This is a genomic window from Lactococcus sp. DD01, from assembly GCF_001578715.1.
In the GTDB taxonomy this organism is placed as follows: domain Bacteria; phylum Bacillota; class Bacilli; order Lactobacillales; family Streptococcaceae; genus Lactococcus; species Lactococcus petauri.
The window spans coordinates 50060-76363 of sequence record NZ_KQ968940.1 but is presented as its reverse complement, the minus strand read 5'-3'; the positions used below and the strand labels follow the sequence as shown (position 1 = coordinate 76363).

General features: G+C 39.2%; 23 protein-coding genes, 2 pseudogenes and 1 riboswitch. Of the genes and pseudogenes, 9 read left to right on the top strand and 16 right to left on the bottom strand.

All coding sequences use genetic code 11. The features are described 5' to 3' along the window. Window positions 1–40: 40 nt before the first annotated feature. Complete coding sequence (locus LACDD01_RS08195; RefSeq protein ID WP_061414298.1) at window positions 41–2134, bottom strand: ABC transporter ATP-binding protein; 2094 nt, start codon at window positions 2132–2134, stop codon at window positions 41–43. A gap of 52 nt (window positions 2135–2186) precedes the next feature. Then, on the bottom strand, window positions 2187–3920 hold the full coding sequence (locus LACDD01_RS08190; protein ID WP_019292261.1) for an ABC transporter ATP-binding protein: 1734 nt from the start codon (window positions 3918–3920) through the stop codon (window positions 2187–2189). 317 nt (window positions 3921–4237) lie between these two features. Here LACDD01_RS08190 and LACDD01_RS08185 point away from each other — a divergent pair, with 317 nt between their 5' ends. The 3 genes and pseudogenes from LACDD01_RS08185 to LACDD01_RS08175 all read left to right on the top strand — a co-directional run bounded on the left by LACDD01_RS08185 (window position 4238) and on the right by LACDD01_RS08175 (window position 7194). Further along, the gene (locus tag LACDD01_RS08185; RefSeq protein WP_061414295.1) at window positions 4238–5452 is read left to right on the top strand and encodes a cation diffusion facilitator family transporter; all 1215 of its coding nucleotides are present in this window, start codon (window positions 4238–4240) and stop codon (window positions 5450–5452) included. Between the two features lies 1 nt (window position 5453). After that, window positions 5454–5912, top strand: a complete 459-nt coding sequence (locus LACDD01_RS08180; protein WP_061414293.1) for a MarR family transcriptional regulator — start codon at window positions 5454–5456, stop codon at window positions 5910–5912. 96 nt (window positions 5913–6008) lie between these two features. After that, window positions 6009–7194: pseudogene (locus LACDD01_RS08175) on the top strand (MFS transporter). 10 nt (window positions 7195–7204) lie between these two features. Here the strand turns inward: LACDD01_RS08175 and LACDD01_RS08170 are convergent. Next, window positions 7205–7744, bottom strand: coding sequence for a folate family ECF transporter S component (locus LACDD01_RS08170; RefSeq protein WP_019293643.1), 540 nt, complete (start codon window positions 7742–7744; stop codon window positions 7205–7207). A gap of 43 nt (window positions 7745–7787) precedes the next feature. Continuing rightward, a riboswitch (THF riboswitch) is annotated at window positions 7788–7886 on the bottom strand. A gap of 156 nt (window positions 7887–8042) precedes the next feature. Further along, window positions 8043–10583, bottom strand: coding sequence for a M1 family metallopeptidase (locus LACDD01_RS08165; protein WP_019291800.1), 2541 nt, complete (start codon window positions 10581–10583; stop codon window positions 8043–8045). 235 nt (window positions 10584–10818) lie between these two features. Here LACDD01_RS08165 and LACDD01_RS08160 point away from each other — a divergent pair, with 235 nt between their 5' ends. Then, window positions 10819–11619 (top strand): hypothetical protein, encoded by an 801-nt coding sequence (locus tag LACDD01_RS08160; RefSeq protein ID WP_061414290.1) that lies wholly within the window; start codon window positions 10819–10821, stop codon window positions 11617–11619. 9 nt (window positions 11620–11628) lie between these two features. Further along, entirely contained in the window at window positions 11629–12105 is a 477-nt protein-coding gene (locus LACDD01_RS08155) for an effector binding domain-containing protein (RefSeq protein ID WP_061414287.1), read from the top strand. A 33-nt stretch (window positions 12106–12138) separates the two neighbouring features. On the opposite strand, the gene tsaD is transcribed toward LACDD01_RS08155, so the two are convergent. From tsaD to tsaB, 4 genes are read right to left on the bottom strand one after another with little or no spacing between them, the layout of a single operon-like run. Continuing rightward, window positions 12139–13158, bottom strand: coding sequence for a tRNA (adenosine(37)-N6)-threonylcarbamoyltransferase complex transferase subunit TsaD (tsaD, locus tag LACDD01_RS08150; protein ID WP_019291803.1), 1020 nt, complete (start codon window positions 13156–13158; stop codon window positions 12139–12141). Between the two features lies 1 nt (window position 13159). Further along, window positions 13160–13594: a ribosomal protein S18-alanine N-acetyltransferase gene (gene rimI, locus LACDD01_RS08145; RefSeq protein ID WP_061414284.1), complete on the bottom strand. Its 435-nt coding sequence runs from the start codon at window positions 13592–13594 to the stop codon at window positions 13160–13162. Then, entirely contained in the window at window positions 13584–14120 is a 537-nt protein-coding gene (rimI, locus tag LACDD01_RS08140) for a ribosomal protein S18-alanine N-acetyltransferase (protein ID WP_061414281.1), read from the bottom strand. Before rimI (LACDD01_RS08140) ends, rimI (LACDD01_RS08145) begins: the two co-directional genes overlap by 11 nt. After that, the gene (tsaB, locus tag LACDD01_RS08135; protein WP_046400855.1) at window positions 14104–14814 is read right to left on the bottom strand and encodes a tRNA (adenosine(37)-N6)-threonylcarbamoyltransferase complex dimerization subunit type 1 TsaB; all 711 of its coding nucleotides are present in this window, start codon (window positions 14812–14814) and stop codon (window positions 14104–14106) included. Before tsaB ends, rimI (LACDD01_RS08140) begins: the two co-directional genes overlap by 17 nt. Window positions 14815–15222: 408 nt before the next feature. On the opposite strand from tsaB, the gene LACDD01_RS08130 reads away from it, so the two are divergent. The 3 genes from LACDD01_RS08130 (at window position 15223) to LACDD01_RS08120 (ending at window position 17842) form a co-directional block, all read left to right on the top strand. Next, window positions 15223–15453, top strand: a complete 231-nt coding sequence (locus tag LACDD01_RS08130) for a DNA-directed RNA polymerase subunit epsilon (RefSeq protein WP_017369648.1) — start codon at window positions 15223–15225, stop codon at window positions 15451–15453. Between the two features lie 120 nt (window positions 15454–15573). Further along, entirely contained in the window at window positions 15574–17262 is a 1689-nt protein-coding gene (rnjA, locus tag LACDD01_RS08125; RefSeq protein ID WP_061414278.1) for a ribonuclease J1, read from the top strand. Window positions 17263–17380: 118 nt separating this feature from the next. Then, window positions 17381–17842, top strand: coding sequence for a VanZ family protein (locus LACDD01_RS08120; protein ID WP_019293650.1), 462 nt, complete (start codon window positions 17381–17383; stop codon window positions 17840–17842). On the opposite strand, the gene add is transcribed toward LACDD01_RS08120, so the two are convergent. From add to LACDD01_RS08090, 6 genes and pseudogenes are all read right to left on the bottom strand, one after another. Beyond that, complete coding sequence (add, locus tag LACDD01_RS08115) at window positions 17839–18888, bottom strand: adenosine deaminase (protein ID WP_061414275.1); 1050 nt, start codon at window positions 18886–18888, stop codon at window positions 17839–17841. The genes LACDD01_RS08120 and add overlap by 4 nt on opposite strands. A gap of 182 nt (window positions 18889–19070) precedes the next feature. Continuing rightward, complete coding sequence (locus LACDD01_RS08110) at window positions 19071–19868, bottom strand: DUF6273 domain-containing protein (protein WP_061414272.1); 798 nt, start codon at window positions 19866–19868, stop codon at window positions 19071–19073. A gap of 106 nt (window positions 19869–19974) precedes the next feature. Further along, window positions 19975–20199, bottom strand: coding sequence for a hypothetical protein (locus LACDD01_RS08105; protein WP_061414269.1), 225 nt, complete (start codon window positions 20197–20199; stop codon window positions 19975–19977). Window positions 20200–20210: 11 nt separating this feature from the next. Further along, window positions 20211–21015 (bottom strand): annotated as a pseudogene (locus LACDD01_RS08100) (DUF6273 domain-containing protein). A 99-nt stretch (window positions 21016–21114) separates the two neighbouring features. Further along, a complete protein-coding gene (locus LACDD01_RS08095; RefSeq protein WP_061414266.1) occupies window positions 21115–21549 on the bottom strand; it encodes a SprT family protein in 435 nt (144 codons plus the stop codon). Next, entirely contained in the window at window positions 21530–23662 is a 2133-nt protein-coding gene (locus LACDD01_RS08090; protein ID WP_061414264.1) for a Tex family protein, read from the bottom strand. The genes LACDD01_RS08095 and LACDD01_RS08090 overlap by 20 nt, the downstream gene beginning before the upstream one ends. 96 nt (window positions 23663–23758) lie before the next feature. Between LACDD01_RS08090 and LACDD01_RS08085 the strand changes: the two genes are divergently transcribed. Beyond that, a complete protein-coding gene (locus tag LACDD01_RS08085; protein ID WP_061414262.1) occupies window positions 23759–24370 on the top strand; it encodes a nitroreductase family protein in 612 nt (203 codons plus the stop codon). A 67-nt stretch (window positions 24371–24437) separates the two neighbouring features. Here the strand turns inward: LACDD01_RS08085 and LACDD01_RS08080 are convergent, their stop codons facing one another. After that, on the bottom strand, window positions 24438–25370 hold the full coding sequence (locus LACDD01_RS08080; RefSeq protein ID WP_231863411.1) for a serine hydrolase domain-containing protein: 933 nt from the start codon (window positions 25368–25370) through the stop codon (window positions 24438–24440). Between the two features lie 13 nt (window positions 25371–25383). Beyond that, the gene (gene murQ / locus LACDD01_RS08075) at window positions 25384–26238 is read right to left on the bottom strand and encodes an N-acetylmuramic acid 6-phosphate etherase (RefSeq protein WP_050810933.1); all 855 of its coding nucleotides are present in this window, start codon (window positions 26236–26238) and stop codon (window positions 25384–25386) included. Window positions 26239–26304 lie beyond the last annotated feature (66 nt).

Below are 26304 nucleotides of genomic sequence, written 5' to 3'. Positions count from 1 at the left end.
TAAAGCACGAGCGTTTTTTATATTAAGATACTTCTTAATTTTATTCAAAGACAAATTGGTTGTGATAAAGCTCAGAGTAGAAGCCACCAAGATTTACAAGCTCATTGTGGTTTCCTTCTTCAATAACTTCGCCGTCCTTAAGAACAACAATTTTATCTGCATTAAGTATTGTTTTCAAACGGTGGGCAATAACAAATGAAGTACGACCAGCAATTGCTGCTTCCATAGCCATTTGAATTTGTTCTTCTGTCACCGTATCAACGTTTGATGTTGCTTCGTCAAGAATAAGCAAATCAGGGTTAGTCAAGATAGTACGGGCAATCGAAATTTGTTGTTTTTGACCTACAGAGAAAACATTATCGTCGTCATCCACAAGCGTTTCATAGCCATCTGGTAAGCTCTCAATGAATTCGTGGATATGTGTCGTCTTGGCTACTGTGATAACTTCATCCATAGTCGCATCTTTTTTACCAAACTTGATATTGTCCGCAATGGTTCCAGAGAAAAGGACAGATTCTTGCAAGACGATCCCAACTTTTGAACGTAATGAATCTAAGTCAAATTCACGAATATCGGTACCGTCAAACTTTATTCCCCCTTTGTCCACATCATAGAAACGATTCATGAGGTTCATAACAGTTGTTTTACCTGATCCTGTTGGACCAACCAAGGCAACCATTTGGCCTTTGTTTACATTAATGTTGACATCTTTGAGGACCGGCTTGCCAGGAAGATAACTAAAGTCAATATCTTCAATGTGTACACCTTCAGAAATACCTTCAAAAGTTTTACCATTTTCAGGACGTACTTCTTCTTTTTCATCAAACATCACATTCAGACGTGTTGCACCAGTTACCGCAAGTTGCAATTGACCGAAAGATGAAGAAATCTGCATGATTGGGTTGTAATATTGTTGCGCATATTGGATAAATGTAGCAAGCAAACCAAAGGCTGCAGCAGTTGATAATGAAGCATCATTAAGGAGGATATTAGCACCTGCAAAAATAACCAAAGCCAAAGTCAAGAGGGAGAAGCCATTCATCAATGGGAAAATCATACCTGACCAAGCTTGAGCTGCGAAGGTTGTTTTACGTACTTTATCATTACGTACTTCAAAACCTTCGATTGCATCTGCTTGAAGTCCTTCAACGATAATCGCTTTTTGCCCAGAGATTTTTTCATCCATATAAGCATTAAGTTCGCCGACTTCTTTTTGTTGTCTATCCGTGTATTTCTTAGCTTGAATAATGATAATCACAGCGCAGAGAACGGCCACAGGAGTTGTAGAAATTGTCACTAATGCCATCTTGACATTTTGGTCGAAAATCATATACAAAATCCCGATGAACAGGGCAAAGTTAGTGGTAACGTTCACTGCTGCTTGATTCAATGTGTTTTGAATATTATCCAAGTCTGAGGTAAAGCGGGCGAGAATATCTCCATCCGCATGACGGTCAAAATACGAAATTGTTAGGCGTTCCAACTTACCAAAGAGACCTTTACGCATACGGTTTGTTGAGTGTGCAACGATACGTGTAAAGAGCAAGCTATAGATAAGTTGCGCAATACCTGTCATCACGTAAAAAGCAAGTAGCATCCACATTGAACGCATAAAGTCAGCCTTGCTTGGTGCATGTGATGTAGCTACCTTCATCAAGTCAGAAATTGACTGACCGTTAAGGTTAGCACGAATAGCTTCTGGAACATTGGCATCTGTAAGCTGGTGCCAATCTGTCGGAATATTAGCCATGGCTTGAAGACTATCAATTGTTGTTCCTGAAGGAAGGTTAGAAGTTACCGCAGTTGGTACATTAGCAGATGTCAGACTATGCCAATCAACCACTTGTCCAGTAGCTTTCCCCATTTGCGCAGCAATCTGCTGCAAGGCGTCCTGAGCTTGGTTTGCTCCTGCCGCTATTTGTTGTAAACCTTTCATCGCTTCATCAGCGTGTTGATGACTAAAATAATCACCAACGTAAGTCGAAAGATGTGTGATAGAATCCCCGAGAAGTACGGGCGCTTTAACTTGCAGATAAGTAGCCGCAATGATAAATATCGCAATCACGAGGAATTGTAATTTATATTTTTTGAAGTAGAGATAGAAGAACTTCAATGCACGAGATGTATCATTCATAATCTTTTTTCATTTTCTTGTTTTTCATAAACAATTGAAGAACAATGAAAATTTAGTCCTCCTTTGCTTTCTGTGTATCATAGATTTCACGGTAAACTGCAGAATTCTCAACGAGCTCTGCGTGTGTGCCTTGCGCCACAAGTTTACCTTCATCAAGGACCAGAATATTGTCCGCATGAACGACAGATGAAATCTTTTGAGCGATAATAATTGTTGTCGTATCTTTTAAGTCATTGCTCAAAGCTTCTTGTACTAGTTTTTCTGACTTGGCATCAAGCGCTGATGTTGAGTCATCTAAGATAAGGACTTTAGGATCTTTGATAATACCACGCGTGATCGACATACGTTGCTTTTGTCCGCCTGAGAAGTTATTCCCACGTTCTTCAACCTGTGATTCATAATGATCGGGCAGTTTTTCAATAAACTCTGCTGCCTGCGCAATGCTGGCTGCACGGCTCATTTGCTCCAAGGTCGCATCTGCTTTCCCTTGTTTCAGGTTGCCAGAAATTGTCCCAGAGAAAAGAATTGCTTTTTGTAAGACAATTGAAATTGTGTTTTTCAGAGTAGCTTTAGAAACATGGCGTAAATCTTTTCCACCTACACTTACTGTACCTTCAGTTGGGTCAAAAAGACGCGGAATCAATTGAGCCAGGGTTGACTTACCAGAACCCGTTGCTCCGACAATACCAACCATTTGTCCAGGTTGAATTTCAAAGCTGATGTCTTGTAAGGTTGGATGTTCATCGTTAGGATAAGCAAAAGAGACATGATCAAACTTAACAGAACCGCTAAGTTCTTCGTCCGCAACATCTTCAAACACCATCGCAGGTTCAGTTTTTAAAATTTCGTTAATACGTCCAATAGAAACGAAACCACGAGAGGCAAACATTGACATCATACCGCCCATGATAATCGCCATCATGATTTGCATCATGTATTGGATAAAGGACATAATCCCACCAAGCGTATTAGCGGCGGTATTCAAATCACGTGTTACATAAGTAGAAACCAGTAAAATTGCGCCAAAAACAGCCAATTGTGAAATGATTGTAAATGCGGGAATCATCGCAGCAAAAGTGTAACCTACAGCCATATTATGACCCAATAACTCATCAGATGTGGCATCAAATTTTTGGATTTGATCTTTTTCTTGAACAAATGATTTAACGACACGAGCACCACGTAGGTTTTCTTTGGCAATTCCATTAATACGGTCCATCAATTTTTGGAAAACCATAAAGTGAGGACCCATAGATTTCATGGATAACATCGTCACTAACACAATAAGAACAACCATCACAATAATAATCCACCAAAGTTCTGGCATCGTGATAATAGACAAGATAAAAGCACCAATAAAGAGCAACGGTACTCGAATCAAGACTTGGAAAGTCATCATTAGAAGTGTTTGCACTTGGTTGATATCGTTAGTCATCCGAACAACAAGATTACCTGCATTAAACTTCTCAATATTTTCATAAGAAAAAGTTTGGATTTTTCGGAAGGTTTCTTCACGGATATCCGCCGATACAGACTGAGCAATCTTTGCAGCAGTTACTGTATTAAGGATAGAACCAATTAATCCCACAGCGGCTATAAGTAGAAGATATACCCCATAATGATTAATTTTATCGACCTTGTCCGATATCGAAATAGATTCTGCCATAACACTCAAAATGTTCTTCATATATTGGGGCTGCCAAAGAGCGGCACCAACTTGAAGAAGCATGGTAGCAAGGGCAGCGAAGACAAGCAATTTGTACTTGCCGATGGCTTTCATTACCATAAATAAAAAAGTTTCCTTTCATTTTCTTGTCAAAAATAACAAGAATAAATACGTTAGCTGAAAAATTATAACATTTAAGCATCTATTTTGCAATGCTAATAACTAACACTATTAGTCTTTTCTTTAGTTTATAACAAAAATAAACTAACAATTTAATTTTACCGTTTTTTAATAAGAGTGTCAATCATTTGCGACAACTTATTAATAATAGAAATTAAGCTCAAAAGCTTCCACGTTCAAAGCCGAAAAGCGACCTTATAGGATATTATTTCGTCCTTTAAAAGCAGCTCCTCTGCTTTTTTGTTATAATTAAGCTTATGAATAATAGCAAAATATCACGCTCTCATAACCTTAAACTCGCCGAACGAGGCGTGTGGGTCAGTATAGCGGCTTATATATTTCTGTCTCTTTTACAACTTGGTGTAGCTCAAATCACCAATTCAGCCTCCCTTCTCGCGAATGGTTTTAATAATGTCACCGATATTTTAGGAAATATTGCTATCGTGATTGGTTTGCGTATTGCGCGTATCCCTTCTGATAACGACCATACGTATGGGCACTGGAAGGTTGAATCAATTGCTAGTCTGATTTCTAGTTTCATCATGTTCTTCATTGGCTTTGAAGTTTTGCGCCAAACAATCGTTGGTTTTATAGAAGGAAGTTCCACTGAAATCAACCCCGTTGGTGCAGCAGTGGCTTTATTTTCTGCCTTTGTGATGATTGGCGTTTACCTCTACTCTAGCCGTTTAGCGAAAAAAACTCAATCGAAAGCACTTGAAGCTTCCAGTAAAGATAACCTTAGTGATGCACTAACATCCTTGGGTACAACTGTCGCCATTGTGGCAGCTGCCTTGCATTGGATATGGCTTGACCGTATTATGGCTCTTGTTATCTGCGGTTTCATCCTGAAAACGGCTTATGATATTTTCCGTGATAGTGTTTTTTCACTTTCCGATGGTTTTGATGACAATCTTTTAGCAGATTATAAAGAAGCGATTGAGCTCGTAAACAAAGTCAAGTCTGTAAAGATGATTCGGGGTCGTACCTATGGCAGTAATATCTTTCTGGATGTTGTCGTTGAGATGTCCCGTGATCTTTCTGTCTATGAAAGTCATGCCGCTACCGAAAAAATAGAACGCATGCTCATGGCTGGTTTTGATGTTTATGATGTTGATGTCCATGTTGAACCCGCTGCGTTACCTGAAGAAGAACACTTTGCTTCACGTGCATTAGAGCTTTTGCCCAAAGAAGAGACCCTTCTCAACGGTAAACATCTTGATCAACTTTTAGCGCCTCAATTTCAAGCAATTACGACAAAGGGTAAAATTATTCAACAGGAAGAATATATAGCAAGTGCTGTTGAAACAGAAGATTTAGCCATCAAAAATTACCAAGCAGAGCAAGTCAGCAAAAAGACATTTATCCTCACCTATCATTACTTGGACAATCAAAAAAGTTACACTGTATCAAGTATCTGGCGCAGAAATGAATATTGGCGTTGCATTTATCGTCAAGTGACAGGAGAAAGCTAGTATGAAACAACAAGAAGAAATTATGCTGAGCCTTACAGATCTCTTTAATAAAATGGATCAACTTCGAAAACCTCAAATGGTCGAAAAATTCAAAGGTTATTCTTTTTTGGAAATCGCCTGCATTGAGTTCATTGCCAAGCTTAATAACCCAAATGTCACACGGTTGGCAGAAGAACTATATGTCACTCGAGGAGCAATTAGTAAAGCAACAAAAAAACTCCTCCAAAAGCAAGATATTATAACATTTAGAAATCCCAACAACAACAAAGAAATTTATTTTAGACTGACTTCAAAAGGAAGAAAAATAAATCAGCAGCACGAAGATCTTCACAAAGCTTTTCTACTCAATGATCAAGCAGTCTTTGATTCCTTCAGTTCTGAAAAATTAGAAACGATACTAGAGTTTACTCAACTTTACAATCAACACCTTGATAAAGAACTCCGTAACAACTCCATATAGAATGGGGTTGTTTTTCTTAATTTAGTTTTTGTTGACAAAGAAACAATAATAAGTTATACTTTTATAGTTTCCGCGGAAACATTAATAAGGAGTTATATGCATACACTAAATAAACACGCATTGAGCTTTGGCTTATTTTCCGTTTTTCTTACAGGCCTTGGCTTTACCATTATCAATCCTGTGGTTCCTTTTTTACTGGAGCCCTATACCTCATCACAAAATCAACCCTTAGTCATCAGCTTCTTGACCTCTATCTATGCCTTATGCACTTTTCTTGCAGCGCCAGCTCTAGGAACATTGAGTGATCGCTATGGCCGTAAACCGATTTTACTTTTCTGCTTACTTGGCTCTGCCTTGGGTTATCTCATCTTTGGCATGGCTGGAGCACTATGGCTCTTTTTCCTTGGCCGTATCATCGATGGTATTTCCGGAGGAAATATTGCCACTTTATTTGCCTACTTTTCCGATATTACGCCAGCTGCTTCCCGCACTAAAATCTTCGGATGGATTTCTGCCCTTGTTGGAGTCGGAACATTGTTAGGTCCAACTTTTGGAGGACTGTTAGCTCATTATGGTAACCGCGTTCCCTTTTATTTTGCTGCTGTTCTCAGCTTATTCAATCTCCTCTACGGCCTTTTCTTTATGCCTGAAAGCCTTTCACCAAAAGAAAGACTTATTAAGCTAGATCCACATCAGCTTTATCCCTTTGCACCTCTCAAAAACTTATTTGAGATAAAACAACTGAACCGTTTATTTCTAGCTGCACTGTTGTTGTGGCTTCCAAATGGTGCATTACAAGCTATTGTTGCTCAGTTTTCTTTAGATAACTTCTCTTGGCAACCCGTACAAATCGGTCTTCTATTTTCTATTATGGGACTTCAAGATATTTTTAGCCAGGCGCTCATTATGCCTTTTCTATTAAAAAAATTGACGGACCAATCCATCATTAAATGTGCGATAGTTGCGGAACTCTTTGGCTATATTTTTATGGCTGTCTCTGCCTTTACCCTGCACCCTTTCTATTTTGTAATTGGTATTTTTATCTACGGTTTTGGTGATTCGATTTTTGCCCCACCATTCAATGGAACTCTCTCTAAATCAGTCACTGAACACCAACAAGGACAGATTCAAGGGAGTAGCCAAGCTTTACAAGCACTAACGCGTATTTTAGGTCCTATTATTGGGGGACAACTTTATGTTCTCTTCGGCTCCTGCCTGCATGGGAGTTATCCTGTTAATCGTTGCTCTGACAATTTTCAAAACAAAAAACCGTCAAAAATGACGGTTTTCTTTTATGTTTTTAGACGCCTCATAATCTGCGGTAAACGTTGAATATTATCAAATACCAACATGAAAATAACCGTTCTTATAGGAATCTGTACAAGCAAAGGAAGTCGCGTAGCTAATAGAACCTTAAAAGGTGTCTGATACATGAGCGAAAGCCAAAAAGTATTAAGTAACACGGTTTGGAGAACCATTGTTACACTTACAACAGCTAAAATGTAGAGCCAATCTTTACCTCGTGTTAGACTGAACTTCTTGTTATAAAAAGCCCAACCATAGATAAATCCGACTAGAGCTGCTGTTATAGTCATACCTGGCGAGGAAATACTTCCTCGGAACAAAACGCCAAATATATCACCCAGCCCTAAAGCTAAACCTGCCCATAAAGGGCCAACAAAGAAGCCAATCAAACCATCAGCAATAAATCCTGGCGATAACTTCCAAAAACTGCTCCCAAAAGTGAAAGAACGTAAAATGATGGACAATGCCAGCAAAATCGCCAAAAAAACAAGCTGTATGAGTGACAGCTTCACAGTAAATCTTTTCATATAGTACCTCCCAAGGATCTGGTGAGTAACTGATTATATGAGAATCAGCGGATGCAAGCCTCTACCGCACTTGAAAAATTCAAGTTTCGTCTGTGAACGACATCCCATTTCACAGCACTTAACGCATTGGCCCTACTCTGTTAATTTTTTTACTTTTATAGTTTATCACATACCTTGTTCAGATAATTCTCAATTTCAAGGCTTTTTTTTTACATTGGGTTTTAGATGTTTACAGAAGTTTGCTACACAGAAAAAACCTCTTAGAATTCAGCTCTTTCTGATTTCTAAGAAGTCTTTTTTACAATTCTTTTTCTACATCTACGATGGCAGCTTCGACTGCACTCTTTTGATTATTAATCAATGATACACGTGCATCAATTTGTTTAATCGCCATCTCGATTGAACGTTTAAGTCCTGGGTTACTCAATTTTGGTTCAAAGAAAGCTTTATATTCTTCAAACTTTTCGGCTGTCTTAAAGACATTACCTGGATAGATGACAAACTTATCATAGCTCATATCACCGCCAAGTTTTTCGGCAATCCAATCCCAGTTTTCTTGCTCCCAAGTCCATGCAGCATCTTGAGCGAAGTCTTTCGCTAAGAGGTAGAACCAAGAGAATGCAATATCTTGAGGTTTAACGATATCCGCATTTTTGAAATCTTCCAAGAGTCCTTTAATTGCTGCTTCATCACGGACATTGGCTACAGCTGCAGCTAATTCACGTTTTAGTTCTTGGAGACTTGTTTTCACATAAGTATCCATATAAGAAGCTACAAGTTCCGCAGAATTACTTGTTTTTATTTCGTTATTCAAGACAATTGGTCGAATATCCGCAGGAATAGTTGCTACATTGTCTTTATGCGCTGCGTAAATCTCACTCGCTTTTTCTACTGCTTCAGGGTTTTCAGAGTAGAGAGTCCGTGAGAGTACTGTCCCACGTAAAGTTTCGTCTCCAGCTGATTCACCAGCTTTTTTCTCCCATCCCAAACGTGCATAGTTTTTAGCAAAAACTTTACCCACAAGTGATTTGTAAGATTTTTCTGTAGCTGACTCATCATCAATAAAGATATCTAGCTCACTAAAGATTTGGTTAAGCGCTTGGTTGACGATATAACTTTCTTCATTGGCAAAGGCTGGTAAGATATTCACAACATCAGCGTAGCTGATAACCTCACCTTTAGCAAGATACTTACGGTCTTGAAGAATTTGGAATTTCGTAATATCTTCCAGTTTCTCAAGATCGGCCAAAAGGTTATCTAAAAGCTGACCTTTATAATCAATAATATAATGTGCTGCGTGTGCTTCGTTGAAGAAGAGCGGTTGGCCTTCATTTTCAGCCTTAAGTGCTGCATAGCCCGGAATTTCAACTTTTTCCGTAGTCAACGTATCTGGCAAGCCTTTCCAGTTTGTGTTCAATGGAATTTGCCACAAGCGCCCTTTGTCTTCCCCTTTACCAATGAAGAATTGTTGTTGGCTTAAAATAAGTGTGTCATCAACAACTTCCGCAGTCAAGACAGGATAACCGGGTTGGTTTACCCATGAATGCATAAATTCGCCCACATTTTTACCTGATGTACTTGAGAGTGCATCCCAAAGATCATCACCTACGGTATTGCCATATTGGTGCGTTTCAAAGTATTTGCGAAGTCCTGCAGAAAAGTCCTCATCCCCCAACCATTTACGGAGCATGACCATCAAGCGTGAACCTTTAGCATAGACAATAGCAGCATCAAAGAGTGTACCAATTTCGTCAGGATGATTCACATCCACATGAACAGATTGAACACCATCTGTAGCATCACGATCTAAAGCAAGGCTGGCTTCCTTAACAGAGAAGCTTTCCCAAACTTTCCAATCAGGTTCAATAGCATCAATTGCCACGTATTCCATGTTGTTGGCAAATGATTCATTGAGCCACAAATCATCCCACCAACGCATTGTTACCAAATCACCAAACCATTGGTGGGCTAACTCATGCGCAATGACTGTTGCTACATATTGTTTGCTGGCAACTGTTGCATTTTCTGGGTCAACCAGCATGCAGACTTCACGGTAAGTGATACAACCCCAGTTTTCCATAGCACCTGCTGAGAAGTCAGGCAGTGCAACATGCCAGCTGTGTGGCAATGGGTAAGGGGTTTTATAGTAATCCTCGTAAAATTCAATCGAACGAATCGCGATATCCAAAGGAAAATCTAAAACATCTTCAGAATGTGCTTTCGTTGAGAAAGTTCCTACTTCAACACCAGATTTTGTACGTCCTTTTTTATACTGCATATCCCCAAAGACAAAAGCAAGAAGATAAGAACTCATACGAACTGTACGTTCAAATACGTGAATTCCTTCAATATTGAGAAGTTCTGGCATATTGGAAATAATAATATCACCTGGTTCTTCATCAAATTTAACCGATAGGTCAAAAGTAGCCTTAGCTTCTGGTTCATCAATTGATGGGAAAGCTTGACGAGCAAAATGTGATTCAAATTGCGTACCGATAAGCATTTTCTTCTCACCGTTTACTTCGTAATATGAAGGATAAATGCCCATCATATTATCTGTGATTTTACCTTCATATTCAAAGGAAACAGTCACTTGACCTTTTTGGCCCACTTTAACTGTAAGTTCTTCGTTGGCATTATCCACAGTAAAGTCTGCTTCAACACTAAAAGCAGAAACTTTAGTAATATTCAAATCTTTTTGGTGGAAATAAATAGTTTCAGCTTTAGCTTCACCTTTGATTGCCACCTGACCTTTGAAGGTCTTTGATTTGCGGTCAATATCAAGGAAAATTTTATAATTTTCTGGTACAAATGTTTCAATTAAACGTTTTACTGCCATAATGTTGTTCGCTTCCTTTTTCGTTAGTTTACTTAATTATAGCAAATTGTTTAGAAAATTTCGAGAAAAGCTTTGCTTTCCCACATTTAATTTTTAAAGGTGCTTACATAAATTATTAAATGGTCTATTTTTCATTTATAGGAAAAAAGTTTATTAAATAAGTAGAAACTCTTTAATTAGATAAAGGGTATTCAAAAAAAGATGAAAAAATAGACTTTTCTGTTAAAATAAAGTTATGAAAAAAACAAAGTTTTCAGTAACGATTGATGAGAAGGGAAAACTCCTTCTTGAACTTTCCTCTGGTGCCACGATCCGTATCTTTGATAGTAATAATAGTCGTTTTGCCCTCAAAAAAGGCGAAATATTTTTCCTAACGAAAAAAAGCCAGATTATTATGATTGCTGCCGATAAAAAAATAATCCCTAAGTTGGAATTTGATAAAGTTATTGTCCTTGATCCTAAGGCATATGAAATAGACACTGCCTATCTTGAAGCTTTTCTCCTCGACAAAGCTCAAGAAGCTTCTATGAAGTTAGCCGTCTTTCCTGAAAGGATTAAACTCCCCTCAAATGTCTATACCATCTGTAGTAAAGCTGCTGATGAATTTTTGCCTAGCCTTGAAGCGTTCGGTTTTAAACTCGCAAAGAAGAAAGCTTTTTCAGCTAAAGCGCAACACCGCTGGAAAAAGGCTATCTCAGATATTCCATTTCATATTAAACATGAAGGAACATCCGGCACAGTTATCTGGCAAAAATCTACCGAAATGCGGCTGCTTGCAGGTGCAAAAATGCTACCTAATGAGGCAGCGCCTAAAAGGGCCGATGGTACCCTTGGCTTCACTGCAAAATTTACGTTAAACCTTAGGGAAGAAAATCAAGAAAAATTCGATCCTGAAACTTGGACCACTACTGAAGACATCATTCTGCGTTCCGTCAATGAAATCGGCCATTTTCTCTACTTTGCAGGAACAAACAGCTGGTTGGAAATGTTTGATGACCAAGGACGTTCAATCCATGAACTAACCGTTGTTAACTAAGGAGCGACTATGATTGATTATACTCTAGAGCATAAAAACCCGTTCATCTTAGCGGCTTATGGTTTTCCCATTCAAGCCGCGCTGCAAGACTACCGCTCTTTGGCCCTCGAAAGAGAAATATTTGAGTTGGGTTTGCAAAATGATGGCCGCTTAGCAAAGCTCAAGAAAAGAGCTAAAAATGAGCGGGAGTGGTCTGTTCATACGGATTACCTCGGAAAACCTTGGAATTATTTTGCAGTGGAGAGTCGCAAAGAGCTAAAGGAGGACTGTCGTTTACTCAAATTTCCTGAAAGTAACTATATTGTAATTTCTGATACAGCAGCTAAGGGAAAAATTTTTGAACATTTGTCACATCAAGCTTTTCGAAAAATTCTCCCCAAAGTTATGGACTATACCTATCTTGGTGGTCCACATCTTGCTTATCGTCAAGAGCGACCTGATGGCAGTTATTACGGTGAGATTTGGTTACCGGTCATTAAAAAATAAAAAAAGCTCAGAAATACTCTGAGTTTTTTTGCTTCAAATATCACCAAAAACAAGGCTCGGGCGCGCATTAAGTGATAAATCAGTAAAGTTTTCCCTTTCCATCTCTATAGTTGCTGCTGCTGCTATCATTCCAGCATTATCACCACAGAGGCGAAGGGGAGGCAATATGACTTTAATATCCTTCATATCGGTGGCAAGCCGCTCACGTAAACCTTGATTAGCGGATACTCCTCCACCAACGATTAAGGTTTTAGCTGGGTATTGTTCAAGGGCACGTTTGGTTTTAGCAATTAAGACATCAACCACCGCTGCTTGAAAACTGGCAGCTAAATTTTCTAAGTCTGTAGCCACTAAATCTTGTCCTTGCTGTTTTGCATTATGAACAAGATTGATAAATGCCGATTTCAGACCACTAAAAGACATTTCCAAACCATCTGCTGCAGTCATCATTGCACGTGGAAAAGCATAAGTATCTTCTCCTTTATGTGCCAACTCATCAATCTCCTTCCCTGAAGGATAAGTTAGCCCCATGACACGGCCGACTTTATCATAGGCTTCCCCTGCTGCATCATCTCGTGTTTCACCAATTTTTTTATAGTTTCCCTCAGATTCCACATAAACCAACTCTGTATGCCCACCACTGACTAAAAGAGCCATGGCTGGGTATTCAATAGTATCTACTAAAGCTGCAGCCATAAGATGACCAGCCATGTGATTGACAGGAATTAATGGAAGCTTGTTGGCCCAGGCAAAAGTTTTAGCGGCCATGATACCCACAAGTAAAGCCCCAACAAGTCCTGGACCTTCTGTCACAGCTACAGCTGAGAGTTCTTTTGCAGTAATACCAGCTTGCTCTAAGGCCTCATCAATACAGGCGGTAATTTGTTCCACGTGATGCCGGCTAGCCACCTCAGGGACTACTCCACCAAAACGTTTATGGCTATTCACCTGACTTGCAATAACATTAGAGAGAAGTTCTGTGCCATTTTTCAAAACAGCGACAGATGTCTCATCACAAGAGGTTTCGAAAGCTAATATATATTTGTCATTCATTTTATTGTATCTTCCTCATTAGAATCGCATCTTCTGTCGGGTGCGAATAGTAGTTTTTCCGAGTATAGAAGGCCTCGAAATTATATTTTTTATAGAGATTTTGCGCTGGTTTATTAGATTCCCGTACTTCTAAAAACAGGGTACCAGCAAAATCAGCAACTTGATCCATCAACGTGCTGGCTATTTTGTTACTTTGAAATTCTGGCTTCACTGCAAGATTGGTAATTTCCATCTCTTCCATGACCACTTGAATTGCTAAAAAACCAACAAGCTCATCGTCTACTTCAGCTAGAAAATAGATATCCCTTTTCAGGTTGCTAAGGAGATAGGGTTCAGACCAAGGTGATTCTCCATAGCAAAGCTCTAAAATTTCTTTTAGCTTACAGGCTATGTCCTGCGTATCAAACTTTGCAGAATCAAAACGTTCAATTTTCATGTTCAGCTCTCAACTGTCTTGACATCCACACAGCATCACCGCCGTCCTCATAATAGTGAGAAATCAGCTTCCCTGTTGAAAAACCTAAGCGACGGTAAAGACCTTGAGCTTTTGTATTGTCACGCCGCACTTCAAGCGTCATCTGCTGCTTACCAAGAAGTGTCATTAGACGAATCATTTGGTTGACGAGATTACTCCCAACACCCTTACCTTGATAGGCTACAGCAACTGCAAGATTTGTGATATGCACGACTTTACCACGTTCTGTAAGGCGAACCCCAATGAAACCAATAAGTTTATCGTCAACGACTGCTGAAACAAAGAAGGCATTCTCATCCTGAACTATCTCGTGTTCAAAATGCGAAAAAGTCCATGGAACTTCTCCATCATAAACATCACGCTCAATCGCAAGCATGTCTACAATATCTTTACGCTCTGCCAAGCGATAATCTACACCGTCAATATTTGACTTTAAGTCCACCTCATCCATATTAAGATAACGACGTGGTTCAAATCCTTTGAACATATTCGCCAGTAGCGTTTTCAGATTCTTCATGTGTCTCCAACCATTTCTCTTCTGCTTCAACTTTTTTCAAATAATTTGGAGCAAAGCCGTGAACCGCTACAGGTTTTAGGTTTTTGCCAAATAGGGCGATTTGATAAGCTGAAGGTAGTTTGTCTAAGCTGTCTTCAATAATTTCAAAGTTTGTAAACCCTGCAGCTTCAATGTCAGCCACAAAGTTTTCTGTTTCCCCTGTAAATACAAGCGGAAGATTCTTATCTAAGTTTGCTAAGAAGTCACGAAAGACACAATGCTGTCCTGGGACAACTTCTTTATCTTCTTGGTAAAGCGCAGCATAAGCGTTACCACGACGTGCATCCATCACAGGAACAACGGCTCTGTCCGTTTTCAATCTTCTTGCAATAGCGAAAAGACTTGAGACACCAACGATGTCCTTATTTAAACTGTAGGCAAGCGTCTTCCCGACAGTCGCTGCTAAACGCAATCCTGTATAAGATCCTGGACCTTGGGCTACAACAATGCGGTCAAGTTCACTCGCTTCTACTGCTGATTGGTGCATCAAAAAGTCAACAGATGTCATCAGAGTAGTGCTATGATTTTTCTTTAAATTTAGAGTAATCTCTCCCAACAAAACATCATTATCGACAAGTGCCACAGACAAGGCCTTACTTGAACTGTCAAAAGCTAAAATTTTCACGAGATTCTATTCTCCATTCTTCTTATTTTATTATACCCTAATATCTGCATCTCAGTAATTACTTTTCACACTATCGAATATGCAAGTCAGAACAAAGTGTGTAGCTCTTTTAAACATCTAGAAGTATACGATAGTATCTATTATAACATTTTTTATATTTCTTGAAATTTTTCGCTTTCCTATTTTGTATTTTTCTTTATCACTGACAAAAGTATTACTATTATTTTCACTCAACTTTTTGTCTGTCTTTTACTTCTTTGAAAAAGCTCTTCTTGTTCTAAATGCTTTGGCCCTATAAACCTTTACTTTTCATTATCTCCATTTTATGCTAAAATGAAAGTAACTGTAAAACTGAAACACTCGGAAACAAAAGAAAGGAAAGCGAATTTTTATTCGCTCAAATATAATATGATTTTCAAAGCATTTTACCAAGAAGACAAAACACGTTCACCACGTCGTGAAACAACTAAGGTTCTCTACCTTGACCTTGATGTTACAGATACACGTGAAGGTGTCATCTTAGCGCGCGAACTTTTAGCTGCAAACACAGACTATCACGTTGAATTCATCGATTCACTTTCAGACGAAGCCGTTGAATATGAAAAAGAAAACGGTGGCCTTGAAATTACAAGCTTTTAATTAAAAAAAGATGCTTGCAACCTGCATCATCAAAAGATTTACTGCAAAACACTTTAGAAAGGGACAAAAGTCACCACTCTAAAGTGATTTTGTCATACAAATATGTATAGAAAGAAAACAATGATTAAACCATTAAAAATTAACTCCGACGAAGTCGCAGTTTACGCTATTGGCGGACTGGGCGAAATCGGAAAAAACACATATGGTGTCGAATATCAAGATGAAATTATCATCATCGATGCCGGTATAAAATTTCCAGAAGATGACCTATTAGGTGTCGATTATGTTATCCCAGATTATAGTTATATTGTCGAAAATATCGACCGTATCAAAGGGCTCTTCATTACACACGGACACGAGGACCACATCGGTGGTATTCCCTTCTTGCTTAAGCAAGCGAATATCCCTATTTATGCAGGTCCGTTATCACTTGCTTTAATTCGTGGAAAATTGGAAGAACACGGGCTTTTGCGTGATGCAAAACTCTTTGAAATTCATGCGGACAGCGAAATTAAATTTAACAACTTAAGTGTTAACTTTTTCCGTACAACTCACTCCATTCCAGAACCTTTGGGTATTGTTGTGGAAACACCTCAAGGTAAAGTTGTAGCCACAGGTGACTTCAAGTTTGACTTTACGCCTGTTGGTGATCCCGCTGATTTACATCGTATGGCGGCTCTTGGTGAAGAAGGTGTTTTGCTTCTTCTCTCTGACTCAACCAATGCCGAAATTCCAATCTTCTCTCACTCTGAAAAAGTTGTTGGCCAAAATATCATGAAGATTTTCGAACGCATTGAAGGACGCATTATTTTCGCTTCTTTCGCTTCAAACATCTTCCGTTTACAGCAAGCTGTTGATGGTGCTGTGAAAACCGGACGCAAGATTGTTGTCTTTGGTCGTTCTATGGAAAAAGCCATCGTTAACGGACTTGAACTTGGATATATAAAAGCCCCTAAAGGAACTTTTATTGAACCAAATGAGGTGAACCAATACAATTCAAGCGAACTACTCATTATGTGTACAGGTTCTCAAGGTGAACCAATGGCTGCTCTAAGCCGTATCGCTAATGGTATGCACCGTCATATCACACTACAAATGGGAGACACTGTTGTGTTCTCATCTAACGCGATACCAGGTAACACACATGGTGTAAACCAGTTGGCTAACACAATCACCGAAGCTGGTGCAACCGTGGTTTATGGTAAGATGAATAATATTCATACTTCTGGGCACGGTGGACAACAGGAGCAAAAATTGATGCTCCGTTTGATTAAACCAAAATACTTCATGCCTGTCCATGGTGAGTACCGCATGTTAAAAATTCATGCCGGGCTCGCTCAAGATACTGGTGTGCCTAAAGAAAATTGTTTCATTTTCGAAAATGGAGATGTTCTGGCTTTGACTGCTGATTCAGCACGTTATGCTGATCATTTCCCTGCTGCTGATACTTATGTTGATGGCTCAGGTATTGGTGATGTCGGTAATGCAGTGCTTCATGACCGTCATGAGCTTGCTGAAGATGGTATTGTTCTTGCTGTTGCTACTGTGGATTTCAAAAATAAAACAGTGCTTGCAGGTCCTGATATGTTAAGTCGCGGCTTTATTTACATGCGTGAGTCTGGGGATTTGATCCGTAATGGTCAACGTGTACTTTTCAATGCTATCCGTGAAGCCATGCTCAATACCGAAAATGCTAATGAAGCTGTTGTGGCACGGGCAATGCGTGAAGCGTTGGCTCCATTCCTCTATAAACAAACTGAACGTCGTCCACTTATCGTTCCGATGATTATGACACCTGACGAAAAATAATACAAAAACCACATCTTTCGATGTGGTTTTTTATTTCCTGTTCTAGGCGCATTAAGCTTATTTTCAGTTATTTTACTATAATTAAGGATAAAAAACGTTTGAATATCTGAGGACTTTCATGTATAAATTCTCCAAAATTATCTTTGCTTATTATCTTCTATTTCTATTTTGGGGGATTCTTTTTAAATTTGATATCACACATACGATAAATACAGCACATTTGTTCCCTTCACGTAGCTTAAATGTTTCACCTTTTGATGCTTCTGGTGGACGTTTAGAAATCCTTTTTAATATCCTTATTTTTATTCCTTTTGGTTTTTTTATGGGTCGCTTTTCAGAACGGAGCTTTCTTGGAAAATGGGGAACAATTTTCCTTGTCAGTCTCTTTGTCGAAATCCTTCAATATATTTTCGGCATCGGAGCCACCGATATAACCGACATCATCACAAATACTTCCGGTGGTTTGATGGGACTCTTGCTTTATCATGCCTTTCAGAAAAACGAAAGAAGACAAGATGTAGTAAGCTTGTTTTTTGGTGGCTTTCTTCTCTTCTTTACTTTCATTCTTTTACTTCATTAAAAAGAGCTGATGTTAATCAGTTTTTTTATTTGGGCATACTCAATGGAAAACCGCTGATGGAGAGCTTCTTTTTCTTCCTCACTAATAAAGGCGCCATCAATAGCATAATGATTGATTTTTTCAAAATCATTCACCTGAAAATCATACCATTCTGCAATTTTCTCATATTCCTTTTGCAAATTGGTATTACTTACTGTGCGATTGTCAGTATTTATGGTTACATGAAGACCTTTCTTATACAATTCTAAAAAAGGATATTCTTCAAGATGGCGGATAGCTTTTGTTTGAAAATTACTGGTTGGTGCCATTTCCAAAACAATACCCAACTCTATCAAAACATGTTGATAGTCTGGAAGCTCTTTCGTCATAATGCCATGTCCCAAACGTGTTGCTCCCATCTCGACAGAATCAATAATGTTTTGTTCGCACCCTGGACACTCACCTGCATGCAGTGTGACTTGTACCCCACGACACGTCACCTTATCCAGCAAGTTTTTAAATTTTACTTGAGGGTAGTTTACTTCATCGCCTGCCATATCAAAGCCAACCAAATGCTCATCATCGATTTCATCAAAAAGCGGAACCAACTTTTCCAAACGCTCGATTGGCACCTGACGAAGACCACAGAGAAGAACATTTGCGACAATATCAAAGTCTTCTTCAGCACGAGAAACACCAGCAATAACAGCTTCTACAGCTTCTTCAAGTTCTAGATTTTTTTCCAGATGCTGACCAGGTGCAAAGCGAATTTCAATATATTTGACATTATCCTCAGCAGCTTGACGAACCACATCATAAGCTGCCAGCTCAAGATTAGTATAGCTTTGTAGTAACGGAAGAACGAAGTCAAAACGCTCCAGATATTCCAAAAGACTTTGAGTCGTTTCTGGCGCTTGTGCACAATTCAGTATTTCATCATCACTCATATTAAAATCGTACCCTATGTTATTAGCCAGCTGCTTAATACAAGGCAAACTGAGTGAACCATCAAGATGACAATGAAGTTCAACTTTCGGCATTAAAGCAATGGTTTCTGAATTAAGCATTAGATTAGAGCCCCCATAAAAATATATTTTTTCTATTTTACGCTTTTTTCTTACGACATGCAAATTTTTTCGTCAAGAAAAAAGATATTGGAACACGATATTCTTACATAGCATTGGTGAGCGATTTTATTTTTGAAACTTTAAGCGAAAGGAGTCCAATGTTAATTTTTACCCCAACCTCTTTACTTATCTATTTTAAGCACATATTCCTTGTGCCCTTTGATTTCTTTCTCCTCCACCTTCGTTTCAGGCTGAAGTGTGAAGGCTGGGCGGACATAGGCAGGGTAAACTACGCCATTTCCTCCAAACCTCCCCTCATAACCAATCACTTTAGCCACTGCAGAGGCAGTTTCAAAAACTGTACGCAACCACCAAGGATAGCTAACAAGGTCTCCTTCTAAATAGGCAAGTCTATCCTCTCTAATCCCTCCTTTTCGTCTGAAATATAGTAAGTTACAGTCACCTTCCAAACGGAGTCCGTCCTTAAAATTTCCTACATCAATATCCGAAAGCAAGAAAAGCTTCCGCTCTATTTTTTCCAAATATCTTTTTGATGATGTCGGTTCTAAGGGTTCAATCGCAATTTCTGTGAGAGGGATCCGATCCTTCACTTCTTTGGAAAAACGCTTGATAAAGTCTTTGTGCATAAAAGCATCCGGTATGCTATGTCCGTAGTAGGCTTCCTCCCAGCCTTCCCGAAAAGACATGGGCGGATCTACAAGATGCTTTCGAAGCAATAAGACATTGCCTTGATCAATATAATTTTTCGTGAGCACCAGATAGGGCACTAACTTACCATCTTCTTTGATGTGAACAGTATATCCTAAGCGTTTATCCTTGTCATAAGCTAAATCTCTTAGGATTTGTGGTTCTTTTGCAGGAAACAAATATACAAGCTCGTCTCTCTTTATGAGGGCAATTGAGAGGACAATACTTAAGAGGAGTGAGGCAATAAGAAAAAATATTTTTTTACTGGTCATCTGACCTCACCTCTCTAAACTTCGCAATAAGTTCTTCCTCCGCAATGTGGTGCACCTGCTTGGACGCACCCGACTCTTTTACAAACTTGCCAACCATATCTTTGGTCTACTTGACGCTTCTTCCACCCATACTTCTGGAGCTGTCCATCAGAAAAATGCTGCACTGTTTTATTTTACTGTCATCGGGAGCTTCAAAGCTTATCTTTTGTCTTTGAACTTCTGACAAACTGATACTTAAATCCAAATCTTTCACTACTGTAGCAGATACACGTGCACCAAAAAATATGGGTTGACACAGCACAAACAACAATAAACATAATTTTTTAAACATCTTCTTCTCCTTTATTTATCTGTCTTAAGCACATATATTGTCTGCTCGTCGTTCTCTTTTTCCTCCACCTCTGTTTCTGGTGGCAGTGTGAAGGCTGGACGGACATAAGAGATGTAGGCAACACCATTTCCTCCAAGCCTCCCTTTATAATTAACTACACTAGCTACTACAGAATCCGTCGCAAAAGCAGTACGGAGCCACCAACTGTAAGGAGTTGAATTCCCATCTGAATAAGCTAACCTGTCCTCTTTTACTCTACCTTTTCGCTTAAAATAAAGTAAATTACGGTCATCCCCCATACGATGCTTGCCTCTATCATCTCCAACATCAACGTCCGAAAGCAAGAAAAGTTTCCGCTTTATTTTTTCTATATGCCCCATTCCTGCATTTTTTTGCCGAGGGTTTTATCCCCAGCTCTGTAAGGGGGATATTTTTCTGCACATCTTTAGACAAACGCTTGATAAAGTCCTTGTGCATAAAGGCATCCGGTATGCTGTGGCCATAATAAGCTTCCTCCCAGCCATCTCGAAAAGACATGGGCGGATCTAGCAGGTATTTGCGAAGCAACAAGACATTGCCTTGATTAATGTAATTTTTCGTGAGCACCAGATAGGGCACCAACTTTCCTTCTTCTTTGATGTGAATGGTGTAGCCCAAGCGTTTGTCCTTGTCATAGGCTAAATCTCTTAATACTTGTGGCTCTTTTGCGGGTAATAGATAAATAAAATCCTCTCTTTTCACAACTATAAACACAGCAATAAGTATTTGTAGCAAACTTAAGACTAAAAACATCATCATCTTTTTTTTACTTTTCAATCGTCTTTCTCCTTAAAAATCGTGATAAATCCTTCACTAACTAATACGAGAAAAAAACGAAATTAACACTAAAAAAAGCAAAGAAAAAAGAACAAGAAGTTATCCTTGTTCTTTTAGTTTGCCGCGGCATTTGCCACAGGCATATTTTTTTATATCAATTTTACGTTGACGTTGATAAATCTGCTGACAGCTTTGACACACATAAGTATGTTTAGCCTCTCTTATTGATGGAGCATAACGTAAACCTCCTACTTGAGCAAGTAAATCCTTGAACTCCCTGTCTTTATGCTTATAACCTCGTTGCTGGTCATAGAGATGATAATGAACCAGCTCATGGAGAATAATACCATCAAACTCTGCTCGATTTGCCATTTTAGGGTTAAAATCCAAATGCATATCCTTAGGAAAAAAGCGACCGCCCGTACTGCGTAACCTATTATTCCACTGAGCAGTATGCAGAAATGGGCGCGCAAATTTCTCTATAGAGAGATGGCGCACATAGTCCGTTAATTCCTCATTGTTCACGTGGTTCAACCAAAGTTAAATTAATCTTACCACGCTCTTGGTCAATTGATTTTACCCAAACGGTTACGATTTGTCCGACAGCAACAACTTCATGAGGATTTTTCACAAAGTTTTTGCTCAGGTCAGAAACATGAATCAATCCGTCATTTTTAATACCAATATCCACAAAGGCACCAAAATCGACAACGTTACGCACTGCTCCTTCAAGTTTTTGGCCCACACGTAAATCGCTCGCGGAAAGAACATCTTGGCGTAAGATTGGTGCATCAAAATTATCACGTAAATCACGTCCTGGCTTTGTCAAATCAGCAATAATATCTGTCAATGTTTCGCGACCAACCCCAAGTTTTTCTGACATTTCGGAAATATTTACTTTTTTCAAAATTGCTGCGGAATTCGCATCGAGGTCAGCTATATCAAGTGTTTCAAGTAATTTTTCGACCACTTGATACGACTCTGGATGGACTCCAGTGTTATCAAGGAAATTCTTTGCTTCAGGAATACGAAGGAAGCCTGCTGCCTGCTCAAAAGCTTTCGCCCCTAAACGTGGAACTTTTTTCAACTGCGCGCGGCTTTTGAGAGCTCCATTTTCCTCACGAAACTTCACGACATTGTTGGCTAAGGTTTTGTTAAAACCAGCAACATGTGAAAGTAGCGCTGGACTTGCTGTATTTACATTGACACCAACTTGGTTGACGACCGTTTCAACAACAAAGTCCAAGTTTTCGGTAAGTTTCTTCTCTGCAACATCATGTTGATATTGTCCTACACCAATAGCTTTCGGTTCTATTTTCACCAACTCAGCCAAAGGATCTTGCAACCTTCTTGCAATGGAAATAGCCGAACGCTTTTCTACCGTCAGGTCCGGAAACTCTTCACGCGCCAACTCTGAAGCCGAGTAAACAGAAGCCCCAGATTCACTCACGATAACATAAAAGACATCAGAAAGACTGTTTTCTTTTAAGACTTCGGCCACAAAGGCTTCGGATTCACGACTGGCTGTTCCATTACCAATAGCTATCATATCGACCTTATATTTAGAGATTAGTGCTGCTAACTCCTTTTTCGCTTGGGCAATTTGACTCGCATTAGCAGGTTTTACGGGATAGATAACTGTCGTCGTCAAAAGTTTACCTGTTGCATCAACAATGGCGAGCTTTGCTCCTGTACGATACGCGGGGTCAAATCCCATCACTGTACGCCCTTTAAGCGGTGCCACCAAGAGCAGGTTTTTCAAGTTTTCACCAAATACTTCGATGGCTGCATCTTCAGCTTTTTCTGTTAATTCCCCCCGTACTGCGCGTTCCATCGCTGGAAGCAGCTTTTTCTTCACTGCTTCTTTTATGGCTAAACTCATATATTTGTTGTTTCGCGCAGCAAAACGATTTTCAAAAAAGCGTAAAATCTTATCTTCGTTATGTTCAAATTTTACAGAAAGAACGCCCATCTTTTCGCCACGATTCAAAGCGAGTACACGATGATTAGGAAGCTCAGATACTTTCTCCGCAAATTCATAATAAATTTGGAAGACTTTTTTCTCATCAAGGCTTTGCTCTTTCAGACGACTTTCTAAGAGGCTATTTTGTTTCACTTCGCTCAATAGCCAGCTCCGCAATTTAGCATCCTCAGAGATCGCCTCTGCCAGGATATCCATGGCACCTTGAAGCGCTTTTGCTACTGTGGCGAAAGTTTCATTCGTATATTTCTCTGCTTCTGCTTCAAGACTTGGTGTATTTTTAACAATGAGTTGTGCAAGCGGGAAAAGACCATTTTCTTTCGCCACTGTGGCTTTTGTGCGGCGTTTTTCTTTATAAGGAAGGTAGAAATCTTCAACTTCGGATAGCTTCTCAGCTGCTTCTATTTGAGCCTTAAGCGCATCCGTTAATTTGCCTTGCTCCTCAATCTTGGACAGCACTGCTGTTTTTCGATCCTTAAGTTTTGTTAGACTATCATTTTCGTCAATAATTTTTTTGATTTCAACTTCATCTAAGCTGCCCGTAACTTCTTTTCGATAACGGGCAATAAAAGGTACTGTGTTACCTTCTGCTGTCAGTTCAAGTACTTTTTGAACTTGTGAACTTTTAATATTTAGTAATTCAGCTATTTTTTGCGTATTTTCCATTCTTCCATTTTACCATATTATCACCATTTTCAATTCATGTGATTTCGATGTTTATTTGCTAAAATAGCTCTAGTAAAAAATTAGAAAGTGGAAGAAATGGAATATTTAGAATTAGCCCAAACACGCCATGCCGTCAAAAAGTTTGATAGGAAGAAAGTTCCTCTTGAAGAGATAAAAGGCATTATTAAAACTGCTCGTTTAGCCCCTTCAGGCATTAATATACAAAGTTGGCACTTTGTCGTTATTGATTCAACTGAAGCCAAAGCCGCACTTTTAAAAGAAGTCAATCCTTCAAATCACGAGCAGATTGAAACAGCAGGTGGCTTGATTATGATTTTTGCGGACAGTCAATATGCCGATCGCCTTAAACTTATTAGCGAGCGTGGCAGTGAAGAACTTTCAAGCCTTGACATTGAACGCTTTACTCAACGCTATCAAGCTTATGTCAATAGTTTTGATGCTGAATATCTCAATACCTATATGTCTATAACAACTGGCCTTGTCACAATGAACTTGCTCTATGCTATCTATGATAAAGGTTATAAAGCCAATGTTGTCCTTGGCTATAAACGCACAGAAAAAATCAATGAGATTCTCAACGTCAATAAAAAATACCGTCCAGAACTCATCATCCCTTTTGGAACTTCTGAGGAAACTGGCCAACCAAGCTTTCGTTTGGGGCTTGAGGATATTATGGAAATTCGGTGATAAAAAATCTGCATTTAAGCAGATTTTTTATTTTATCTCATAAAGCTAAAGTATCTTGGAATCTTTCCTAAATCTCACTTTCAAAAAATTTTTCTATTATATCTTGTCGAACACAAATATAACTCTTGTTTTCCCGATTAGGATATGTTCGATTACTCAGCACAACTAAAGCACGCATCTGTAAAAGATCTAAACATATCACACCTCCCGTAAAACCTGTATGATAGAGCTGCCCAGCACCACGAGAAAGCCAGCCTAGTGTCCGTCCCGAAACCTCAAATGTCTGTAAAGTCGTTAACAGCTCATCAGATAAAATATCCCCTGAAAAAACTGCTCTAACAAAAGTTTCTAAATCTCCAATCGTGCTGAAAAGTCCCGCATGACCTGCTTCTTTTTCCCAGAGATAGGCTTTCCCATCGTGAACAATACCTTTAATCTTACCTCGAGATAGCGTAATCTCTGTCGGTACAGCAGAACTTTCATCTGGAAAATAGGTCGTCGATACCATACCCAAAGGCTCAAAAACATGAGTGCGAAAACTCTCTTCAAGTCCACAACCGTCTATTTTTTCAATGATTTCTCCCAGGAGTAAATAACCAATGTCGGAGTAAATCGTGTGCCTTTCATTAGGCAAAGGGAGGTTAATTTTCTTCAAAAAGTTCCAAAAGAATTCCTGTGAAAAATCTGTTTTATCTGTAAAGTCAGCAGGAAAGCCTGCACGGTGCAAGAGAAGGTCTTCGATTGTTAATTTCAACTCTTCAAGCATAGGAAAAAACACGCCGATCGAATCTGAAAGAGATATTTCTTCGCGGTCTATAAGTTGAAGTATGCGCGTTGTTGTTCCGACAACTTTAGTCAGGCTAGCCAAGTCATAAAGGGACGATGAGGTGACTTTCTCAACATAATCTATTGTCCCACCATATACAGTTTGACTGTGTTGGTTTTCCATATAAAAAGCCGCAAAGCCAGGTGTATCTTCCCGAACTACTGCGGCTTCCAATATTTAAAAAATATCATTTGCTTTCTCGGATAACATTGGCGATATTTCCATCTTTTTCCTCAAGTAATTTTTTAGCTTCATCGCTTGAAATACTTAACTCCAGCATCAGAATTGCGACATTCACACGTTCTCCAGATTCATAAAAGACTTTTTCAGCTTCTTCAAAACTAACACCTGTTGCTTGAGAAACGATACGAATACCACGATTCACTAACTTCTCATTTGTCGCTTGGACGTTAATCATCAAATTCTGGTAAACCTTACCTGTCCTAACCATAATTCCTGAAGAAATCATATTTAACACCATCTTCTGTGCAGTGCCTGACTTCATCCGTGTTGACCCTGTGATAACTTCAGGACCAACAGCAACATCTATCCCCACATCAGCTACTGTAGCCATTTCACTGTTTGGATTTGCAGATACTGAAATCGTCAGTGCGCCCACTTTTTTGCCATATTCCAACGCTGCCAAAACATAGGGTGTCCGGCCACTTGCAGATAACCCAATCAATATATCTTGAGGCGTTAGCTCAACTGCTTTTATATCAGCCAATCCTAGTTCACGAGAGTCTTCGGCACCTTCAATGGCCTTGTAAACTGCTTCGTCCCCTCCTGCGATAATTCCAAAAGCTCGTGTTGCGGGAACACTGTAAGTTGGTGTTAATTCAACACCATCCAAAAGTCCTAACCGGCCACTCGTTCCTGCCCCTATATAAATGATACGCCCGCCTGTCGCAAAACGTTCAGCAGCACGATCAATAGCTTGAGCAATTTCAGGTAATACAGTTGAAATCCCTGCTGCTACTTTCGCATCTTCATTGTTCATGATTTTAACCATTTCTAAAGTCGAAACTTGGTCTAAATTCATGGAATTCGGATTACGTCCTTCTGTAGATAAACTCTCAATTTTATTCAATTTTTTCTCACTTCATTT

What these genes read in the sequence shown, in the direction of transcription:
- LACDD01_RS08165 (WP_019291800.1), bottom strand. Translation starts at nt 10,583, where the DNA reads ATGGCAGTAAAACGTTTAATTGAAACATTTGTACCAGAAAATTATAAA.
- murQ (WP_050810933.1), bottom strand. Translation starts at nt 26,238, where the DNA reads ATGAATTTAGACCAAGTTTCGACTTTAGAAATGGTTAAAATCATGAAC.
- LACDD01_RS08105 (WP_061414269.1), bottom strand. Translation starts at nt 20,199, where the DNA reads ATGTTTAAAAAATTATGTTTATTGTTGTTTGTGCTGTGTCAACCCATA.
- LACDD01_RS08130 (WP_017369648.1), top strand. Translation starts at nt 15,223, where the DNA reads ATGATTTTCAAAGCATTTTACCAAGAAGACAAAACACGTTCACCACGT.
- LACDD01_RS08190 (WP_019292261.1), bottom strand. Translation starts at nt 3,920, where the DNA reads ATGGTAATGAAAGCCATCGGCAAGTACAAATTGCTTGTCTTCGCTGCC.
- LACDD01_RS08085 (WP_061414262.1), top strand. Translation starts at nt 23,759, where the DNA reads ATGGAATATTTAGAATTAGCCCAAACACGCCATGCCGTCAAAAAGTTT.
- LACDD01_RS08160 (WP_061414290.1), top strand. Translation starts at nt 10,819, where the DNA reads ATGAAAAAAACAAAGTTTTCAGTAACGATTGATGAGAAGGGAAAACTC.
- rimI (WP_061414284.1), bottom strand. Translation starts at nt 13,594, where the DNA reads ATGAAAATTGAACGTTTTGATTCTGCAAAGTTTGATACGCAGGACATA.
- LACDD01_RS08185 (WP_061414295.1), top strand. Translation starts at nt 4,238, where the DNA reads ATGAATAATAGCAAAATATCACGCTCTCATAACCTTAAACTCGCCGAA.
- LACDD01_RS08155 (WP_061414287.1), top strand. Translation starts at nt 11,629, where the DNA reads ATGATTGATTATACTCTAGAGCATAAAAACCCGTTCATCTTAGCGGCT.
- LACDD01_RS08180 (WP_061414293.1), top strand. Translation starts at nt 5,454, where the DNA reads ATGAAACAACAAGAAGAAATTATGCTGAGCCTTACAGATCTCTTTAAT.
- LACDD01_RS08170 (WP_019293643.1), bottom strand. Translation starts at nt 7,744, where the DNA reads ATGAAAAGATTTACTGTGAAGCTGTCACTCATACAGCTTGTTTTTTTG.
- tsaD (WP_019291803.1), bottom strand. Translation starts at nt 13,158, where the DNA reads ATGAATGACAAATATATATTAGCTTTCGAAACCTCTTGTGATGAGACA.
- LACDD01_RS08110 (WP_061414272.1), bottom strand. Translation starts at nt 19,868, where the DNA reads ATGACCAGTAAAAAAATATTTTTTCTTATTGCCTCACTCCTCTTAAGT.
- LACDD01_RS08090 (WP_061414264.1), bottom strand. Translation starts at nt 23,662, where the DNA reads ATGGAAAATACGCAAAAAATAGCTGAATTACTAAATATTAAAAGTTCA.
- rnjA (WP_061414278.1), top strand. Translation starts at nt 15,574, where the DNA reads ATGATTAAACCATTAAAAATTAACTCCGACGAAGTCGCAGTTTACGCT.
- LACDD01_RS08195 (WP_061414298.1), bottom strand. Translation starts at nt 2,134, where the DNA reads ATGAATGATACATCTCGTGCATTGAAGTTCTTCTATCTCTACTTCAAA.
- LACDD01_RS08120 (WP_019293650.1), top strand. Translation starts at nt 17,381, where the DNA reads ATGTATAAATTCTCCAAAATTATCTTTGCTTATTATCTTCTATTTCTA.
- rimI (WP_061414281.1), bottom strand. Translation starts at nt 14,120, where the DNA reads ATGTTCAAAGGATTTGAACCACGTCGTTATCTTAATATGGATGAGGTG.
- add (WP_061414275.1), bottom strand. Translation starts at nt 18,888, where the DNA reads ATGCTTAATTCAGAAACCATTGCTTTAATGCCGAAAGTTGAACTTCAT.